A 17,766-nucleotide genomic window follows, 5' to 3' on the forward strand; every position below is an offset into this window, starting at 1 on the left:
GTTGTCGGGAATAAAAAATCCGGGCCACGCCCGCAAACTCTTGGAGACAGCAATGCAAAAACAATTTTCCTTCTTGCCCAAACTCGCCGCGTTGTCCGTGATGGCAGCCTTTGCTGCGCCGGCCATGGCGCAGACTGCGGGCAGCAACGTGGTCAACCTGGGCTGGTTCCACCTGGCGCCTCAGGATTCCAGCGGCGGCCTGAACAAGCTCAATGGTCCGGGTGCCGGCAGCTATCCCAACCGCACTTCCTCTGTCAGCAACGCTGATACTGTGGGTATCGCGTTCACCCACTTCTTCACCGACAACTTCGCGCTGACCGCCGACCTGGGCATTCCGCCCGAGTTCAAGCTCAAAGGCACCGGTGACCTGCAAGCCCTGGGCGAACTGGGCAAGGCCAAGCAGTGGAGCCCGGCCATCGTCGCCAAGTATTACTTCGGCGGTGCCAATGACGCCTTCCGTCCCTTCGTGGGCGCTGGCGTGACCTATGTGTGGTATTCGGACGTGTCGCTGTCGCGCAATTTCCAGAATTCGGCATCGCTGAACACCGGTGGTACCGCCAGCGCATCGCTGAGCTCCTCCTGGTCGCCGGTGCTGACCGGTGGTGCGACCTATGCCTTCAATGACCGCTGGTCGGCCAGCCTGTCGGTATCCTACATTCCGCTCAAGACCGATGCCGACATCACTGCGCAGCCGGCAGGTGCGGCGGCAGCGCTGGGTACCCAGCGCTACAAGACCACCATCACGCTGGACCCGATCGTGACCTTCCTGTCGGTGGGCTACAAGTTCTAAGCCGGTCCAGGACGAAAAAAAGCGCCTGCGGGCGCTTTTTTTTCGTCCATCCCCGTGGCGTTCAGATGTCCTCGGTCTTGCTGAAGCGGCCGTTATGGAAGACCAGCGCCGATTGCGGCTGGACTTCGCAATGTTCCACTTCGCCCACGAAGATGACGTGGTCGCCTTCCGGATACTGGCTGCGGTTGTGGCACTCGAACCAGGCCGATACGCCCTCCAGCACTGGCTGTCCGGTACGCGAGAGCGTATAGGGCACGCCATCGAAGCGGTTTTCCATCTTGCTGGCGAACTGTTGCGCCAGGTGCGCCTGCTCGGCGCCGAGGATGTTGACGACGTAATGCGAATTGCCGGAGAAGACCGGCATGCTGGTGGCACGCGTGCCCAGGCTCCAGAGCACCAGTGGCGGGTCCAGCGACACCGAATTGAAGGAACTGGCGGTCAGGCCCAGCAGGGTGCCATCGGCCAGGCGGGTGGTGATGACGGTGACACCGGTGGCGAACTGGGACAGGGCCTGGCGGAAATGCGCGGCGTCGAACTGACGCGCGTCGGCGCGGGGGAAACGTGTGTGCATCGGGAGTCTGGTTTGGGTCGGGGCGCCCGGGCCGCATTGCTGCGGTCAGCCGGCATGGCGCAGATGTGTACATGATAGCGGATACCGCCTGGCTCTGCCGCCGTCATGCTGCGGCGCAGTCTTGACAATCCTTCACTTCAGCCATACATGGAGTGCTGAATTGGAGTAAAGTTTTATCACAAGCAACTCAACGGGAGAACAGCATGGCCACGGAAATCGCAGTACTGGGCGGCGGCTGCTTCTGGTGTCTGGAAGCGGTTTACCAGCAGGTCAGGGGCGTGCAGTCGGTGGAGTCCGGCTATACCGGCGGCAGCGTCGTCGATCCCAGTTATGAACAGGTGTGCGGCGGGCAGACCGGGCATGCGGAGGTGGTCAAGCTGGTCTTCGATCCGCAGCAGATCAGCTATCGGGAGCTCCTGGAGATCTTCTTCACCATCCACGATCCGACCACGCTGAACCGCCAGGGCAATGATGTCGGCACCCAGTACCGCTCGGTGATCTATTACCAGGACGAGGTCCAGCACGATACGGCCAAGCACATCATCGCCGAGATGGCGCTGGTGTGGGACGCGCCCGTCGTGACCGAGCTCTCGGCGCCCCAGACTTACTACCGGGCCGAGGATTATCACCAGAACTATTTCGTGCAACATCCTTTCCAGGGATATTGCGCCTTCGTGGTTGCGCCCAAGGTGGCCAAGCTGCGCGAGGTGTTTGCCGAGAAGAGCAAGCCGGCATAGTCACTCGTGACGGGAGCCGTCCCGGTGTATGGGGCAGAAAGCAGAACGGGCATGCCGCAGCGTGCCCGTTTTGCTTGATGGAGTAGGCGAAATCTTATTTTTGATAAATGTACTTGCGTGACCATGGCAGCGTCTGTGCGCTGCTGCCGGCCTTGGTGCAGATGACCTGATAGAGCGAAATCCAGTCGCGTTCGAAGCCATAGGAACTGCCAGCCAGGTAGACGCGCCAGATACGGTAATGCTTCTCGTCGGTGACCTTGTGGATGGCCTCGGTATTGGCTTCGAAGTTGTCGGCCCAGATGCCGCAGGTACGGGCGTAGTGCCGGCGCAGGTTTTCAACGTCGAAGGCTTCCAGGCCGCCTTCCTGCATGGTCTTGAGCACGGTACCGATATGCGGCAGTTCGCCGGCGGGGAAGACGTACTTGTCGATGAATTCGCCGGCACCATAGGGTGACTCGCCGTTTTCGATATCGGTACTGGTGATGCCGTGGTTCATCGCCATGCCGCCATCGGCCAGCAACTTGCGGATCTGGGCGAAGTAGCCCGGCAGGTTCTTGATGCCGACGTGCTCGAACATGCCCACCGAGGTAATGCGGTCGAAGCTGCCGGTGACATCGCGATAGTCCTGCAGGCGGATGTCGATGCGGTCCGAGAGTCCGGCGGCCTCGACCCGTTCGCGCGCCAGCGCATACTGGTTCTTCGACAGTGTCACGCCCACGCAGCGCGCGCCGTATTTCTGGGCCGCTCGCAGCACCAGCGCACCCCAGCCACAGCCGATGTCGAGCAGGGTCTGGCCGGGTTTGAGCTGGATCTTTTCCAGGATATGGTCGATCTTCTTCAACTGGGCGCTGGCCAGGTCTTCATCGCCGTTCTCGAAATAGGCGCAGGAGTAGACCATGTTCTCGTCCAGGAACAGCTTGTAGAAGTCGTTGGAGACGTCGTAGTGATACTGGATGGCTTCGGCGTCGCGCTTCTTGGTGTGCGTCACGCTGCGCACCATGCGGCCCAGACGGCCTTCGGCCTTGAGGCTGTTGGAGGCCAGGGCATTGGCCACGTTGATGATGTTCTTGACCTTGCCCTCGACGTCGATCTTGCCCTCGACGTAGGCTTCGCCGAGGTTGGAAAGGGAGGGCGTCAGCAGTGAAGTGATGGCCGATGCATGCGGGACTTTCAAGGTGACTTCCGGCGCGCCAGTGCCGAAGTCGTACTGCTGTCCGTTCCACAGCACCAGCCGCAGGGGCAGGGCGGATACGTTGCGGATGTTTTCCACCCAGGCGTCAAGCTTCTTTTCCCAAAACACGATTTTCCTCCGCGTCAGTGATGAATGCTTTGAGCCCCGCCAGGCATGCTGCTTCCCTCAGGGCTGCAGGCGTTGCCGCTGCCATTGCCCGTTGGTATCACGCGTGTAGAGTACGCGGTCGTGCATGCGGGAGGGGCGGCCTTGCCAAAATTCAATGCGATCGGGAATGACGCGGTAGCCGCCCCAATGCTCGGGACGGGGCGGATGTTCCCCGAATTGCTGCTTGGTCGTTTCGTATTGCTGTTCCAGCGTCTCGCGGTCGGTCACGGTGTGGCTCTGCTGCGACGCAATCGCACCCAGTTGACTGGCCAGGGGGCGACTGTAGAAGTAGGCGTCACTTTCTTCCTTGGTAACGCGCTCGATTTTTCCTTCGATACGCACCTGGCGTTCCAGTTCTACCCAGTGGAACAGCAGGGCCACGTAAGGCTGGGCGGCGACGTCGACGCCCTTGCGGCTGTCGTAGTTGGTAAACCAGGTAAAGCCCTGCTGATCGAACTGCTTGATCAGCACGATGCGCGACGAGGGGCGTCCATCGGCCCCGACAGTGGCCACGCTCATAGCGTTGGGTTCGGGGATCTGCGCTCGGGTCGCTTCGTCGAACCAGATCGCAAACTGGTCGACCGGGTCGGTGGCGGTATCGAGCTCGGACAAGCTGGCGCGGCTGTAGTCTTTACGTAGGTCTGCTAACGACATGCTACTTGCTCCTTGGGGAACGGCGCTTAGATTAGCGCGTTTTAAAAAGTTTTGCAGGGCAGCAAAACGGCGAATGCGAGCCATTGTGCGGCGTTGCGGCGAATTGCTCCATGATCGCAAGCAAAGCGTACAAACAAAAAAGCCGATGCATTATCGCATCGGCTTTTATTTGTTTCCTGCTGCAGAGTTTCACCTCTGCGCTGGAAAAGCGAATCAGTTGGTCTTGATCGCTTCGACCTGGATGGCCAGCTTGGTCTCGGTGGAGAAGCCGTACTTGGCGCCGTAGTCGATACCGAAGTCGGCACGGTTGAAGGTGGCCGAGGCGTCGCCGCCGCAGACTTCACGCTTGAGCATCGGGTGCTGGATGCAGGTGAACTTGTTCAGGGTCAGGGTGACGGGCTTGGTGACGCCGTGCAGGGTCAGGTTGCCTTCCACGGTGGCCGGCTTGTCGCCGTTGAACTTGATCGTGCCTTTGTATTCGGCGGTCGGGAACTTGGCGACGTCGAACATTTCGGCGCTCTTGGCATGGTCGTTCATCTTGCTCATGCCGAAGTCGATGGAGGCGGTGTCCACGATGATGTCGACGGTGCCGGTCTTGGCGGCGCGATCCAGGGTCACGGTGCCGCTGGTCTTGTCGAACTTGCCGCGCCAGATCGACACGCCCATGTGGTCAGCCTCGAAGCTGGGGTAGGTGTGACTGGGGTCGATGCTGTAGGTGTCGGCAGCATTGGCGGACATGGCGGCGCCAGCGGCGACCAGGGCGAGCAGGATGTGGTTCAGTTTCATGTGATTCGATTCCTTGTTGAGAGAAAAAAGCGCTAGGGGGAAGCCCGCCGCAAGGCGGTGCGACATGGCGCGGGACTGCTGTTTTAGTGTTGGATTACTGGGCGACGATGTGGAACTTGATCGTGACTTCATCGGCCACCATGCCGGTGTCCTTCCATTCGCCTTCACCGATGTTGTAGGTCAGGCGCTTGATGGGCAGGGTGCCGTCGAAGACCTGGGCGGCGCCGTCCTTCTTCACCGTCAGGGGGAAGGAGACGTCGGTGCTCTTGCCCTTGATGGTCAGCTTGCCGGCCACGTCGAACTTGCCGGTGCCGGCCGGCTTGATGCTGCTGGTGACGAAGGTGGCCTTGGGGAACTGGGCGGCGTTGAACCATTCCTTCTTCAGCACTTCCTTGTTGTATTCAGGTTCGCCCAGGTCGAAGCTGGCGACGTCGATCTCGACCGTGGCCTTGCCTTCGGCCGGCTTGGCGGCATCGAAATCGATGGTGGCGGTGAACTTCTTGAACTTGGCATCCACCGGGACGTTGAGCTGCTTGAAGGTGGCGGTCACGGCGCTTTTGGCGGCATCGACCTTCAGCGGGGCCGCCTGGGCAGCCAATGTGAAGGATGCTGCGGCCAGGGCCAGCAGGGAGGGGCGAATGAAGCGGGAGAGGGTCATGTCGGGTTCCGTGTAAAAACGAGCAAGAGATGAAGAATCAGGCAGTGCCGGGTTCAGGCTCAGGGCAGCATGCGCTTGAAGATATTGTCACGATCGATGAACTGGTGCTTCAGTGCGGCCAACACGTGCAGGGCGAATGCCGCCAGCAGGGTCATATTGAGCCAGTAATGGGTGGCCTTGAGCAGCGGCTTGAGTTCGGGATTGGGGGCGATCAGCACCGGCAGCGGCACCACGCCCAGGTAGACCACCGGCACGCCGGCGGCCAGGCTGTAGAGATAGCCGGAAACCGGAATGGCAAACATCAGGATGTACAGGCCCAGGTGCAGGCCATGGGCGGCGGATTGCTGCCATTGCGGCATGTTGCGCGGGTAGGCCGGCGCCTGGTGCGTGAGGCGCCATAGCAGGCGCACGCAGACCAGCGCCAGCACGGTCACGCCTAGCCACTTGTGCCAGGAAAAATACTTCAGTTTGGTGGGCGTCAGGCCGGGAATGTCGACCATGGTCAGGCCCAGGCCAAAGGCGGCGATGATCAGAAGGGCAATCAACCAGTGCAGCAGCACGGCGGGTTTGGTATAGCGTTCCATAGAGGGGCAGGCAGGGTTGGTGGCGGTTGGAGCGGCTGGCTCAGCAATGGTTCTGCAGCGCGGGCAGGCCGGACTTGCGTCGGGGAAGTGCTCGGCATTCCCGACGGCAAGGGATGATGCCACTCTTTCTGACGTTGATGAGTATAAAGAGCTTTGGCTACTCGCATTACTGCTTGAAATGGTACTTCAGCCATCCGCTTTTGCGAGTAATGCTGATTGGCTCAGCTTATTTCCCGTACGAGTCGCAGCAATGAAAAATGGCGCACATTGCTGTGCGCCATTTCGGTAGCGATACCGGCAAATCGGTGCCGGCCGGATCAGATCTTCCTGGCCAGTTCCACCGCGGTGCCGATGTAGTTGGCCGGGGTCATGGCCAGCAGGTGGTCACGGGCTTCCTGGGGGATCGCCAGACCATTGATGAAGTCGCGCAGGGCCTCCCTGGAAATGCCCTTGCCGCGGGTCAGTTCCTTCAGCTGCTCATACGGATTCTCGATGCCATAGCGGCGCATCACGGTTTGCACCGGCTCGGCCAGCACTTCCCAGGTGGCGTCGAGGTCGTCGGCCAGGCGCTGCGGGTTCACTTCCAGCTTGTTCAGGCCGCGCAGGCAGCTGTCGTAGGCCAGCACGGTGTAACCGAAGCCCACGCCGATGTTGCGCAGCACGGTGGAGTCGGTCAGGTCACGCTGCCAGCGCGACACCGGGAGTTTTTCGGCGAGGTGCTTCAACACGGCGTTGGCCATGCCCAGGTTGCCTTCGGAGTTCTCGAAGTCGATCGGGTTGACCTTGTGCGGCATGGTCGAGGAACCGATTTCGCCAGCCTTGGTGCGCTGCTTGAAGTAGCCCAGGGAGATGTAGCCCCAGATATCGCGGTTCAGGTCCAGCAGGATGGTATTGGTACGGGCCACGGCATCGAACAGCTCGGCCATGTAGTCGTGCGGCTCGATCTGGATGGTGTAGGGATTGAAGGTCAGGCCCAGGCGCTGTTCCACTACTTCCTTGGAGAAGGCAGCCCAGTCGGTCTGCGGGTAGGCCGACAAGTGGGCGTTGTAGTTACCCACGGCGCCGTTCATCTTGCCCAGGATCTCGACGGCGGCGATGCGCTTGGCGGCGCGTTGCAGGCGCGCCACGACGTTGGCCACTTCCTTGCCCAGGGTGGTCGGGCTGGCCGGCTGGCCGTGGGTGCGCGAGAGCATTGGCACGGCGGCGTGTTCGTGGGCCAGGTCGGTCAGGCGGGCGATGACGGCCTGCAGCGAGGGCAGCACGACGGTGTCGCGGGCGGCCTTCAACATCATGCCGTGCGAGGTGTTGTTGATGTCTTCGGAGGTGCAGGCGAAGTGGATGAATTCGGAGGCGGCCACCAGTTCCGGCACATCCTTCACTTTTTCCTTGAGCCAGTATTCGACCGCCTTCACGTCATGGTTGGTGACGGCTTCGATCTCCTTGATGCGGGCGGCGTCGGCTTCGGTGAAGTCGGCGGCCAGCTTGTCCAGCAGGGCGCGCGCATCGGCGGAGAACGGCTTGATCTCGGTGAAGCCGGCTTCGGACAGGGCTTGCAGCCAGGCAATCTCGACCTTCACGCGATGATGCATGAAGCCCGCTTCAGAGAGCAGCGGACGCAGTTTATCGGTCTTGGAGGCGTAGCGGCCGTCCAGCGGGGACAGGGCCGAGAGAGCAGAGAGGGACATGATGGAAACGGATGAGATGCGTTGACTGAAGATTGGCGAGTTTTCAGAGGCATTTGCCTAAAAACCCGAATCGCCCGAGGCCGGCATTTTACCATCCGTGCGCGGGACAGCCCAGTTTTCCGGCCAGCATGCGTTGTTGGCCGACCGTTGCTTTCCGTCCCTGGCATTACTCTTCACGATTTTGCCCGGAAATGCGAATGTTATAATCGACTCATATAATTACTCCACTTGCTATGCTAAAACTCATCGGCTCCAATGCCAGTCCCTTCGTGCGCAAGGTGCGCGTCGTGATGGCTGAAAAAAAGATCGATTACGAATTCATTCTGGAAGATGTCTGGAGCGCATCGACCACCATCCAAGAGAGCAATCCGCTGGGCAAGGTGCCTTGCCTGCTGATGGATGACGGTGGTGCCATGTTCGACTCCCGCGTGATCGTCGAGTATCTGGACACCCTGACGCCGGTAGGCAAGCTGCTGCCCCCCAATGGTCGTGAACGCGCCGAGATCAAGTGCTGGGAAGCGCTGGCGGACGGCATGCTGGATGCGGCCGTGCTGGTGCGGCTTGAAAAGACCATGCGTCCCACCAAGCAGCAGAGCCCGGAATGGATCAAGCGTCAGTGGAGCAAGGTCGAGGCCTCGCTCAAGGCCATGGCCGATGGTTTGGGCGAAAAGCCTTTCTGCGTGGGTAACCACTACACCCTGGCCGACGTGGCGGTGTGCTGTGCGCTGGGCTGGCTGAGCTTCCGCTTCCCGGATCAGACCTGGCGCGATGACTCTCCACAACTGGCGCGACTGTTCGACAAGGTGTCGGAACGGGTGTCGTTCAAGGATACGGTGCCACACATCTAAACCGGCCCCGCTTGCCGGGGAGCTGGGCAATAAAAAAGCGCGCTCATCCGGGCGCGCTTTTTATTTGTCTGCCTGGGCAGCCCAGGTTCACTCGCTGGCGGGCGACATCTGGCTTTGCAGGTAGTTCTGGAGGCCGACCTTGTCGATCAGGTCCAGCTGGGTTTCCAGCCAGTCGATATGTTCTTCGGTGTCGTCCAGGATCATCTGGAACAGTTCGCGGGAAACATAGTCGCCGTGCTGTTCGCAGGTGGCGATGCCTTCCTTGACGGTCTTGTGCGCTGCCTGTTCCAGCTTCAGGTCACATTGCAGCATCTCGGGGGTGTTTTCGCCGATCATCAGCTTGTGCAGCGCCTGCAGGTTGGGCAGGCCATCAAGCATCAGGATGCGGTCGATCAGCTTGTCGGCATGCTTCATTTCGCCGATGGATTCGGCGTATTCCTTGGCGCCGATCTTGTCCAGACCCCAGTGCTTGTACATGCGGGCATGCAGGAAATACTGGTTGATGGCGGTAAGTTCGTTGGTCAACTGGGCATTGAGCAACTTGATGACTGCGGGATCGCCTTTCATGGGCACCTCGAATAAATGGGGGAATTGAAGGGGGAGCCGCGTTTGCTGGGGGGCGGATGGCTGCCTGGCCACGGCGTTGACGGACGGATCATAACGCAGGCGTTTCCAATCTTCATCATTAATTAGCGCGAATCATTCTTGCCTTTGTTGCCGCAAATGAATGAATACAAAAAAACCTCTGTCGACGAGCGAGAGAGGTTTTTCTTGCCGCCCTTGCGGGACGGGCCTGTGCGACCGGACGATTGGTCGCGCCAGGTTTTATTTCTTGTCAGGATCCGTCACAAAACCGATCTTGGCGAGGCCGCCCGATTGTGCAGCCGACATCACCTGCGCCACCTTTTCGTATTGCGTGGTGCGTTCGGCGCGCAGGTGCAGTTCGGGTTGCGGTTGCTTCTGGGCTGCCACGGCGATGCGTGCGCTCAGCTCGCTGCTGTCGATCTTCTCTTCGTTCCAGAAGACATTTCCGGTCGCGTCGATGGACAGGTTGATGCTTTCCGGCTTGACCTGATCGGGCTGACTGCTGGCCTTGGGCAGATCGATCTTGACCGCATGGTTCATCACCGGGATGGTGATGATGAAGATGATCAGCAGCACCAGCATCACGTCCACCAGCGGCGTGGTGTTGATCTCCGGGTTGAAGTCGTCGTCCGAATCGGACAGGGAACCCATTGCCATCATGCCCTCCCGACGGCGCTCAGCTTGGCCTTGCCGCCATTGGGCTGGCCATCTTCACCGGCAGCGCGGGCGCCGGTGACGAACAGGGCGTGCAGGTCGAAACCGAACTTGTTGAGCTTGGCGATGGTGGTCTTGTTGCCGCGTACCAGTGCGTTGTAGCCAAAGGTGGCGGGAATGGCCACGGCCAGGCCGAGTGCGGTCATGATCAGGGCTTCGCCGACGGGACCTGCGACCTTGTCGATGCTGGCCTGGCCGGTGGTGCCGATGGAGACCAGTGCGTGATAGATGCCCCAGACGGTGCCGAACAGGCCCACGAAGGGGGCAGTGGAGCCGACCGATGCCAGCACGGCCATGCCGGTCTGCAGCTTGCCCGAGGCTTCGTCGATGGCCTGGCGCAGCGAGAGGGTGACCCAGTCGCTCACCGACAGCTGGTCATGCAGGTGGCCCTTGTGGGCGGTGTGGTGGCTCATGGCGGTGACGCCGGCGCGGGCGACTTCGGCGAAGGGATTTTCCTGGCCCAGCGTGGCCACGCCTTCGGGCAGGCTGGTGGTATCCCAGAACTGGTGGCCGGCGGCCGCCGAGGCCTTGCGGAAGCGCAGCAGCTGCAGCGCCTTGGTGACGATCACGTACCAGGACGCGATCGACATCGCCAGCAACAGGACGGCGACGCCCTTGGTCACGAAATCGCCTTGCGCCCAGAGGCTTTCCAATCCGTAGGGACTAACTTCCATGATATTTCCTTCTATTTGTGTCTATCAGATGAGGGGATGATGAAACGAGTAGGATGCCGGGCCAGGCCCGGCAAAATGCTGTCAATGCTGTCCAGTGTGGCGTCGTCCGGCCTCAGTTCAGGCGGAAAGCCAGGCTGCCGACCGTGCTGACGGTGATGGCCTTGCCATTCTCGATGTAGGGCTTGAACACGGCACGCATGATGGCCGTACGCGCTGCATCGTCCAGACGGGAGTAGCCGGAGGACTTGGTGATTTCCACCTTTTCCGCACGCCCGCTGGTGTTGACCGTCACGCGGAACTCGACCACGCCTTCTTCACCCATGCGACGCGAAACGCTGGGGTAGGCCGGGTTCGGTTTCTCGATGTATTCGATGCCCGAAGTGATCTGCTTGGGCAGGACCGGACCCGGCGGTGCGGCCGGTGCCGGCGTCGGCTCGGCGGCTGCCTGCGGCGCGGGCGTGGCCGGCTGTGGTGGCTGCGGCGGCGCGGTGATGGCCGTGGGCGCTGGCGTTTCCGTGACGGGTACCGGTTTGGGCGGGGCTACGACCTTCTTGACGATCTTCACCTCCTTGGGCGGAGCGGGCTCGGCTTTGGGCGGTGCAGGTACGGGCGCCTTTTCCGGCACGATGAAGGTGGCGATGACTTCCTTGGGTACGGCGTTGACGACCTGCTTGACCAGGCCGCTTTGCAGCGCCCAGAAGAATGCGATGTGCAACAGGATGATCAGTCCCAGCGGACCGATCTTGCGTACCTGGCGCATCAGGGCGCTGGGTGGGCTGACACTCATGAGAGACGGTGAAATGGCGTTCATTGATCTTGTTCAGGCGGCCGCCAGTGCGCGATGAAACACCACCGGTCGGGCGCCTTGCTGTGTTTGACGGGTTTGGCTGAGACACTCGCGCAGGACACTCTTGGCGCAGGAATGACACTTGCCGCAGCAGGTGCCAACGCCGAGCTGCTTGCGCAACTCGGCCATGGACGTCATGCCTGCATCGACCGCCTGATGGATCTTGCCTTCGGAGATGTTGTTACAAACACATACGATCATTGTACGCCTTGCTGCCTGCTTCATCAGGCTCTATGCAGATCTCGCTCCTGCCACCATGCGCGAGAAGAAATTGAATTTTTCGGGCGGCGGCATCGTCCGTTCCACCACATGTGCCCATTGTTCCGACAACTGCTGGCAGGTCGCTCGCAGTACCGGTGCCAGGTTGGGCAATTCCGCCAGCGCTTTCAGGTGTCTTTCGATCACCGAAGCCAGCTTCACGCAGCTTTGCGTTTCCTGGCTGTTGTTGGCGGTGTAGTGCGACATCAGATGCAACACGGCCGACACCAGAAGTTCAGGTTGGGCCGGTGCGTTGTTGGGTTCCACGAATGCGGACGTCATGTTCTGGGTAACCATCAAACTCTCCTCGCTGGGCTAGCTTGGCTGGCGACGCGTCATGACGAACGACGCTGGCTGGCCTGTTTATCCACCTATTCCTGAAGAAGGCCGGATCAGGCCGTCAGGATCAGCTTGTTCAATTGCGTCAGTCGCAGCTTGTAGATGCGACCGCCGTGGTCGATCTCCAGTTCGCGCATCTGACGGAACAGGTCCGTGCTCTTGATGCGTGTGATCGGAGTTCCGTTGGCGGTCGTGCCCGGCTTGTTGCGACGTTCCATGCTGTTGTCGTTCAGTTGGCTCATTACAATCACCTCCTATTAAATGCGAACAATTCTTATTTAGATTATTTGTCATTTGCGTCCGGATTGCAAGCCCTTTTATCGGTGTGATTGATAATTTTTATCATCTGGAGTCATCAAGGTGACAGTTCAAGGCCAGCAAGACGTCGGGATGTTGCCAAAAAGAAAACGCCCCGAGGTGAAATCACCATCGGGGCGCCTGGAGCTTGCTTGAGTGGAATATCTAGTCGGGCAAGGCGCCGGTTTCGATGATGCCGCCACCCAGGCAGACGTCGCCGTCGTACAACACGGCAGACTGGCCCGGCGTGACGGCCCACTGCGCATTGTCGAAGGCCAGCGAAAAGCTGGCGCCGGCGTCGCTGAAGCCGCAGGGTACGTCGGCCTGGCGATAGCGCGTCTTGGCCGACAGCGCCGGCAGTTGCGGCGCACGGCCGGCCACCCAGCTGACCTGGCCGGCCGAGAGCGTGGGCGACAGCAGCCAGGGGTGGTCATGGCCCTGCACGATGTAGAGGGTGTTGTTGTCCACATCCTTGCGCGCCACGTACCAGGCGTCGCCATGGCCGTCGGCATTCTGGTGCGCCTTCAGGCCACCGATGCCGATCCCCTTGCGCTGGCCCAGCGTATAGAACGACAGGCCCACATGCTCGCCCACCGTCTGGCCATCGGCGGTCTTGATCGGCCCCGGCTTGTAGGAGAGGTAGCGGTTGAGGAATTCGCGGAAGGGCCGCTCGCCGATGAAGCAGATGCCGGTCGAATCCTTCTTCTTCGCATTGGGCAGTTGCAGCTGCTCGGCGATCTTGCGCACTTCGGTCTTGTGGATCTCTCCCAACGGGAAGACGGTGCGCGAGAGCTGCTCCTGGTTCAGGCGATGCAGGAAGTAGCTCTGGTCCTTGCTGGCGTCCATTGCCTTGAGCAGCTGGAAATCACCCTGCGGACCCTGGCGTACGCGTGCATAGTGACCGGTGGCGATCAGGTCGGCCCCCAGCTTCATGGCGTGGTCCAGGAAGGCCTTGAACTTGATCTCGGCATTGCACAGCACGTCCGGATTGGGCGTGCGGCCGGCCTGGTACTCGCGCAGGAATTCGGCAAAGACGCGATCCTTGTATTCGGAGGCGAAGTTGACCGCTTCGATGTCCACCCCGACCACATCGGCCACGCTGACCGCGTCGATCCAGTCTTCGCGGGTGGAGCAGTATTCCGAATCGTCGTCATCTTCCCAGTTCTTCATGAACAGGCCGATGACTTCATAACCCTGCTCCTTCAGCAGCCATGCCGAAACCGACGAATCCACGCCGCCCGACATGCCGATGACTACTTTTTTCTTGCTCATGTTGTTTCCGTTCTATGCGACAGGCAGCGCTGCTGTCGCTCAATGGTCCGGCAGGTTCCCGATCGCGCTGGGATCGGTATGCACCAGCTCCAGCGGCGCCCGCTGGCCGCGCAGGTAGTCGTCCACGCAGCGCAGTACCAGGGGGCTGCGGTGGCGCTGGGCACAGGCCGCCAGTTCGTCGCGTGTCATCCAGAGGGCGCGCACGATGCCTTCATCCAGCGGTCGATCGAGTGCATCACCGACCGTCCCGGCAAAGGCGAAGCGCAGGTAGGTGACCGACATCCCGCCGCGGGAGGACGACACATTGCGCGACAGGTAGGTGCCGACCAGGGCGGTAGGGCTGAACACATGGGCCGACTCTTCCAGCGCCTCGCGCACTGCCGCCGTGATGAGCGACTCGCCTGGTTCCAGGTGCCCGGCCGGCTGGTTGATGCGCAGCCCGCCGGCGCTGTGTTCTTCCACCATCAGGAAGCGACCGTCGCGCTCGATGACGGCGGCGACGGTGACAGAGGGTTTCCAGACTTCAGACATTGATGACCTCGTGAATCCGGCATTCTACCCTGTCGGGGCCGACTCTTCAGCGCCAGCCCTCGCCACACAAGCGGCCACGGCGGTTCTCACACATCGGTAAATTACTTGGCCGACAAGTGCAGTCGTGTAAGATTGGGGTAAGAATCCACAAAAAAAGGAGCCAGGAATGAGGATAGCGATCCCCGCCGAAAGCCGGGACGGAGAAACGCGTGTCGCCGCCACCCCCGAAACCGTCAAGAAACTGGTGGCCGCCAGGCACGAGGTGATGGTCGAATCCGGGGCCGGGATCAGGTCCAGCATTCCTGACGAGGCCTATGTGGCCGTCGGTGCCAGCATCGGCAGTGCCGATGCCGTCTACAGCGCCGAAATCCTGCTCAAGGTGCGCGCCCCCAGCCAGAGCGAGCGGGCCCGCATCACGCCAGGCACAGTGGTCATCGGCATGCTCAACCCCTTCGATGCCGACAACATCGCCGCCATGGCCGCCGCCGGGCTCACCGCCTTCGCCCTGGAGGCCGCGCCGCGTACCACGCGGGCGCAATCCATGGACGTGCTGTCTTCACAGGCCAACATCGCCGGCTACAAGGCCGTGCTGATGGCGGCCAACACCTACCAGCGCTTCATGCCCATGCTCATGACCGCCGCCGGTACCGTCAAGGCCGCCCGCATGCTGATCATGGGCGCTGGCGTGGCCGGCCTGCAGGCCATTGCCACCGCCAAGCGCCTGGGTGCGGTGATCGAGGCGTCCGACGTGCGTCCGGCCGTGAAGGAGCAGATCGAGTCGCTGGGCGCCAAGTTCCTGGACGTTCCCTTCCTGACCGATGAAGAAAAGGAAATCGCCCAGGGCGTGGGCGGCTATGCCCGCCCCATGCCGCCGGACTGGATGAAGCGCCAGGCCGAGCTGGTCCACGAGCGCGCCAGGCAGGCCGATATCATCATCACGACCGCCCTGATCCCCGGCCGCAAGGCGCCGGTGCTGATCAGCGAAGAGACCGTCAAGGCCATGAAGCCCGGTTCGGTGATTCTGGACATGGCGGTCGACCAGGGCGGCAACTGCCCCTTGTCGGAACCCGGCAAGACTGTCATCAAGCACGGGGTACACATCATCGGCGAAGGCAACCTGGCGGCCCTGGTGGCGGCCGACGCCTCCGCTCTGTATGCACGCAACGTGCTGGACTTCCTGAAACTGGTCATCGATGCCGAGGGCAAGCTGGTCATCAACCGGGAAGACGACATCGTCGCGGCCACGCTGCTCTGTCAGGGCGGAGAGATCCTGCGCAAATGAACCTGCCGGCCCGGCTCGGTGGAAAACCCGGGCAATCCTGGCCCTTAAGCTGCACTCCATCACCCACGGAAACAAAGAAGGAAGAAGTACATGCAACGCATCATGCTGCGCGCGAAAATCCATCGCGCCTCGGTCACCCAGTGCGACCTGAACTACGAAGGCTCCTGCGGGATCGACGAAGACCTGCTGGAAGCGGCTGACATCCGCGAGTTCGAGAAAATCGAGCTCTACAACGTCAACAACGGCGAACGCTTCTCCACCTACGCCATCCGCGGCAAGCGCGGCAGCGGCGAGATTTCGCTCAATGGTGCGGCAGCCCGCCTGGCCCACCTGGGTGACCTGCTGATCATCTGCACCTATGCGCCGATGAGCGATGAAGAAGTCGCCACCTACAAGCCCAAGGTCGTCTTCGTGGACGACAAGAACCGCATCACCAGCCTCAAAGCGATCTGACCCCTCACCAATAATCCGCACGGCCAGCCGCTTCGGCCGGTCGTGCCACAAGGAGGAACAACATGGAAGTCAGCCACACCATCATCAACCTGATCATCTTCGTGCTGGCCATCTATGTCGGCTACCACGTGGTCTGGACCGTCACTCCCGCTCTGCACACACCGCTCATGGCGGTGACCAATGCCATCTCGGCCATCATCATCATCGGCGCCATGCTGGCCGCCGGTCTGACCGAAGGCACGGTGGGCCGCATTGCCGGCACGCTGGCCGTGGCGCTGGCGGCGGTCAACGTATTCGGTGGCTTCATGGTGACCCAGCGCATGCTGGAAATGTTCAAGAAGAAAGAGCCCAAGGCCAAGTCGGGAGAACAAGCATGAGCATGAACGTGGGGACCCTGTTGTACCTGATCGCATCGATCTGCTTCATCCAGGCGCTCAAAGGCCTGTCGCATCCGGCTACCGCGCGGCGCGGCAACAGCTTCGGCATCGCCGGCATGCTGATCGCAGTGCTGACCACGCTGGCGCTGATCATCAAGATCAAGAGCGAGGGCGGCAACGCCTCCGGCGACATTGGCTACCTGCTGGTGGCGGCGGGCGTGATTGTGGGTGGCGGCATCGGTGCCTACCTGGCGCGCAGCGTCGAAATGACCAAGATGCCCGAACTGGTCGCGGCGATGCACTCGCTGATTGGCCTGGCGGCGGTCTGCATCGCCGTCGCGGCCGTGGCCGAACCATGGGCGCTGGGTATTTCCGGCCATGGGCAAGCCATCCCGGTGGGCAACCGGGTGGAACTGTTCATCGGTACCTTCGTGGGCGCCATCACGTTCTCGGGCTCGGTGATTGCCTTCGGGAAGCTCTCGGGCAAGTACAAGTTCCGCCTGTTCCAGGGGGCCCCGGTCAACTTCTCCGGCCAGCACTTCCTGAACCTCCTGCTCGCGGTGGCGATGATCGGCTTCGGCATCATCTTCGTGCTCACGCAGAACTGGTTGCCCTTCATCATCATGGCGGCGATTGCCTTTGCCCTGGGCGTGCTGATCATCATCCCCATCGGCGGCGCCGACATGCCGGTGGTGGTCTCGATGCTCAACAGCTATTCCGGCTGGGCGGCGGCCGGCATCGGCTTTTCGCTCAACAATTCCATGCTCATCATCGCCGGTTCGCTGGTCGGCTCGTCTGGCGCGATCCTGTCCTACATCATGTGCAAGGCGATGAACCGCTCCTTCTTCAACGTGATCCTGGGCGGCTTTGGCGGCGAGGCGGCTGCCGTGGGTGGTGGTGTGCAGCAGCAGCGCAACGTCAAGTCCGGTTCGGCCGATGATGCAGCCTTCCTGATGGGCAATGCCGAAACCGTCATCATCGTGCCCGGCTACGGCCTGGCAGTGGCGCGCGCCCAGCATGCCCTGAAGGAATTGACCGAAAAGCTCACCCACAACGGCGTGACCGTGAAGTATGCGATCCACCCGGTGGCCGGTCGCATGCCGGGCCACATGAACGTGCTGCTGGCCGAGGCCGAGGTCCCCTATGACCAGGTCTTCGAGATGGAAGACATCAACAGCGAATTCGGCCAGGCCGATGTGGTGCTGGTGCTGGGCGCCAACGACGTGGTCAACCCGGCCGCCAAGGACCCGAAGTCCCCGATCGCCGGCATGCCCATCCTGGAAGCCTACAAGGCCAAGACCGTGATCGTGAACAAGCGCTCCATGGCCGCCGGTTATGCCGGGCTGGACAACGAACTGTTCTACATGGACAAGACCATGATGGTCTTTGGCGATGCCAAGAAGGTCATCGAGGATATGGTCAAGGCGGTGGACTGACTTCCCCCTGCGCAGGACAGGCATGAAAAAACGGGTTGCGCGATGCGCA

General features: G+C 61.3%; 23 protein-coding genes. 7 read left to right on the forward strand and 16 right to left on the reverse strand.

Annotated features, from left to right (window positions below):
• Nucleotides 1-52: 52 nt before the first annotated feature.
• Nucleotides 53-790, forward strand: a complete 738-nt coding sequence (locus I5R65_RS07000) for an OmpW family protein (protein WP_180665742.1) — start codon at nt 53-55, stop codon at nt 788-790.
• 61 nt (nt 791-851) lie between these two features.
• Here I5R65_RS07000 and I5R65_RS07005 read toward each other — a convergent pair whose 3' ends face one another.
• Nucleotides 852-1,361, reverse strand: a complete 510-nt coding sequence (locus I5R65_RS07005; protein WP_180665744.1) for a flavin reductase family protein — start codon at nt 1,359-1,361, stop codon at nt 852-854.
• A 203-nt stretch (nt 1,362-1,564) separates the two neighbouring features.
• Between I5R65_RS07005 and msrA the strand changes: the two genes are divergently transcribed.
• Complete coding sequence (gene msrA, locus I5R65_RS07010) at nt 1,565-2,098, forward strand: peptide-methionine (S)-S-oxide reductase MsrA (protein ID WP_180665746.1); 534 nt, start codon at nt 1,565-1,567, stop codon at nt 2,096-2,098.
• Nucleotides 2,099-2,192: 94 nt separating this feature from the next.
• Here msrA and I5R65_RS07015 read toward each other — a convergent pair whose 3' ends face one another.
• The 6 genes from I5R65_RS07015 to purB form a co-directional block, all read right to left on the reverse strand.
• Complete coding sequence (locus tag I5R65_RS07015) at nt 2,193-3,398, reverse strand: cyclopropane-fatty-acyl-phospholipid synthase family protein (RefSeq protein WP_180665748.1); 1,206 nt, start codon at nt 3,396-3,398, stop codon at nt 2,193-2,195.
• Between the two features lie 57 nt (nt 3,399-3,455).
• Nucleotides 3,456-4,091, reverse strand: a complete 636-nt coding sequence (gene pdxH, locus I5R65_RS07020; RefSeq protein WP_180665750.1) for a pyridoxamine 5'-phosphate oxidase — start codon at nt 4,089-4,091, stop codon at nt 3,456-3,458.
• A gap of 213 nt (nt 4,092-4,304) precedes the next feature.
• Nucleotides 4,305-4,877, reverse strand: coding sequence for a YceI family protein (locus I5R65_RS07025; protein WP_180665752.1), 573 nt, complete (start codon nt 4,875-4,877; stop codon nt 4,305-4,307).
• Nucleotides 4,878-4,971: 94 nt separating this feature from the next.
• Entirely contained in the window at nt 4,972-5,535 is a 564-nt protein-coding gene (locus tag I5R65_RS07030; RefSeq protein ID WP_180665754.1) for a YceI family protein, read from the reverse strand.
• A gap of 59 nt (nt 5,536-5,594) precedes the next feature.
• Entirely contained in the window at nt 5,595-6,119 is a 525-nt protein-coding gene (locus I5R65_RS07035) for a cytochrome b (RefSeq protein ID WP_180665756.1), read from the reverse strand.
• 317 nt (nt 6,120-6,436) lie between these two features.
• On the reverse strand, nt 6,437-7,804 hold the full coding sequence (purB, locus tag I5R65_RS07040; protein ID WP_180665758.1) for an adenylosuccinate lyase: 1,368 nt from the start codon (nt 7,802-7,804) through the stop codon (nt 6,437-6,439).
• 233 nt (nt 7,805-8,037) lie between these two features.
• Between purB and I5R65_RS07045 the strand changes: the two genes are divergently transcribed.
• Nucleotides 8,038-8,652 carry a glutathione S-transferase family protein gene (locus tag I5R65_RS07045; RefSeq protein ID WP_180665760.1) on the forward strand — a complete coding sequence of 205 codons (615 nt, stop codon included), beginning with the start codon at nt 8,038-8,040 and terminating at the stop codon, nt 8,650-8,652.
• 87 nt (nt 8,653-8,739) lie between these two features.
• Here I5R65_RS07045 and bfr read toward each other — a convergent pair whose 3' ends face one another.
• The 9 genes from bfr to I5R65_RS07090 form a co-directional block, all read right to left on the reverse strand.
• Complete coding sequence (bfr, locus tag I5R65_RS07050; protein ID WP_180665762.1) at nt 8,740-9,219, reverse strand: bacterioferritin; 480 nt, start codon at nt 9,217-9,219, stop codon at nt 8,740-8,742.
• A gap of 258 nt (nt 9,220-9,477) precedes the next feature.
• Nucleotides 9,478-9,894 carry a biopolymer transporter ExbD gene (locus I5R65_RS07055; protein WP_180665764.1) on the reverse strand — a complete coding sequence of 139 codons (417 nt, stop codon included), beginning with the start codon at nt 9,892-9,894 and terminating at the stop codon, nt 9,478-9,480.
• Nucleotides 9,894-10,625 (reverse strand): MotA/TolQ/ExbB proton channel family protein, encoded by a 732-nt coding sequence (locus I5R65_RS07060; RefSeq protein WP_180665766.1) that lies wholly within the window; start codon nt 10,623-10,625, stop codon nt 9,894-9,896. The genes I5R65_RS07055 and I5R65_RS07060 overlap by 1 nt, the downstream gene beginning before the upstream one ends.
• A gap of 112 nt (nt 10,626-10,737) precedes the next feature.
• Nucleotides 10,738-11,436 (reverse strand): energy transducer TonB, encoded by a 699-nt coding sequence (locus tag I5R65_RS07065; RefSeq protein WP_180665768.1) that lies wholly within the window; start codon nt 11,434-11,436, stop codon nt 10,738-10,740.
• Between the two features lie 9 nt (nt 11,437-11,445).
• Nucleotides 11,446-11,673, reverse strand: a complete 228-nt coding sequence (locus tag I5R65_RS07070) for a bacterioferritin-associated ferredoxin (RefSeq protein ID WP_180666285.1) — start codon at nt 11,671-11,673, stop codon at nt 11,446-11,448.
• A gap of 30 nt (nt 11,674-11,703) precedes the next feature.
• Complete coding sequence (locus I5R65_RS07075) at nt 11,704-12,027, reverse strand: hypothetical protein (RefSeq protein WP_180665770.1); 324 nt, start codon at nt 12,025-12,027, stop codon at nt 11,704-11,706.
• A 95-nt stretch (nt 12,028-12,122) separates the two neighbouring features.
• On the reverse strand, nt 12,123-12,311 hold the full coding sequence (gene hemP, locus I5R65_RS07080) for a hemin uptake protein HemP (RefSeq protein WP_006461712.1): 189 nt from the start codon (nt 12,309-12,311) through the stop codon (nt 12,123-12,125).
• A gap of 220 nt (nt 12,312-12,531) precedes the next feature.
• Nucleotides 12,532-13,638 carry a tRNA 2-thiouridine(34) synthase MnmA gene (mnmA, locus tag I5R65_RS07085; RefSeq protein ID WP_180665772.1) on the reverse strand — a complete coding sequence of 369 codons (1,107 nt, stop codon included), beginning with the start codon at nt 13,636-13,638 and terminating at the stop codon, nt 12,532-12,534.
• Nucleotides 13,639-13,677: 39 nt separating this feature from the next.
• Entirely contained in the window at nt 13,678-14,169 is a 492-nt protein-coding gene (locus tag I5R65_RS07090) for an NUDIX hydrolase (RefSeq protein ID WP_180665774.1), read from the reverse strand.
• A 166-nt stretch (nt 14,170-14,335) separates the two neighbouring features.
• On the opposite strand from I5R65_RS07090, the gene I5R65_RS07095 reads away from it, so the two are divergent.
• From I5R65_RS07095 to I5R65_RS07110, 4 genes are all read left to right on the forward strand, one after another.
• Entirely contained in the window at nt 14,336-15,451 is a 1,116-nt protein-coding gene (locus I5R65_RS07095; protein ID WP_180665776.1) for a Re/Si-specific NAD(P)(+) transhydrogenase subunit alpha, read from the forward strand.
• A 90-nt stretch (nt 15,452-15,541) separates the two neighbouring features.
• The gene (gene panD / locus I5R65_RS07100; protein ID WP_006461708.1) at nt 15,542-15,904 is read left to right on the forward strand and encodes an aspartate 1-decarboxylase; all 363 of its coding nucleotides are present in this window, start codon (nt 15,542-15,544) and stop codon (nt 15,902-15,904) included.
• A 62-nt stretch (nt 15,905-15,966) separates the two neighbouring features.
• On the forward strand, nt 15,967-16,281 hold the full coding sequence (locus tag I5R65_RS07105; protein WP_006461707.1) for an NAD(P) transhydrogenase subunit alpha: 315 nt from the start codon (nt 15,967-15,969) through the stop codon (nt 16,279-16,281).
• Nucleotides 16,278-17,717, forward strand: coding sequence for an NAD(P)(+) transhydrogenase (Re/Si-specific) subunit beta (locus I5R65_RS07110; protein ID WP_180665778.1), 1,440 nt, complete (start codon nt 16,278-16,280; stop codon nt 17,715-17,717). The genes I5R65_RS07105 and I5R65_RS07110 overlap by 4 nt, the downstream gene beginning before the upstream one ends.
• Nucleotides 17,718-17,766: the final 49 nt, after the last annotated feature.

This window comes from Herbaspirillum sp. AP02 (assembly GCF_015767275.1).
Taxonomy (GTDB): Bacteria; Pseudomonadota; Gammaproteobacteria; order Burkholderiales; family Burkholderiaceae_D; genus Herbaspirillum.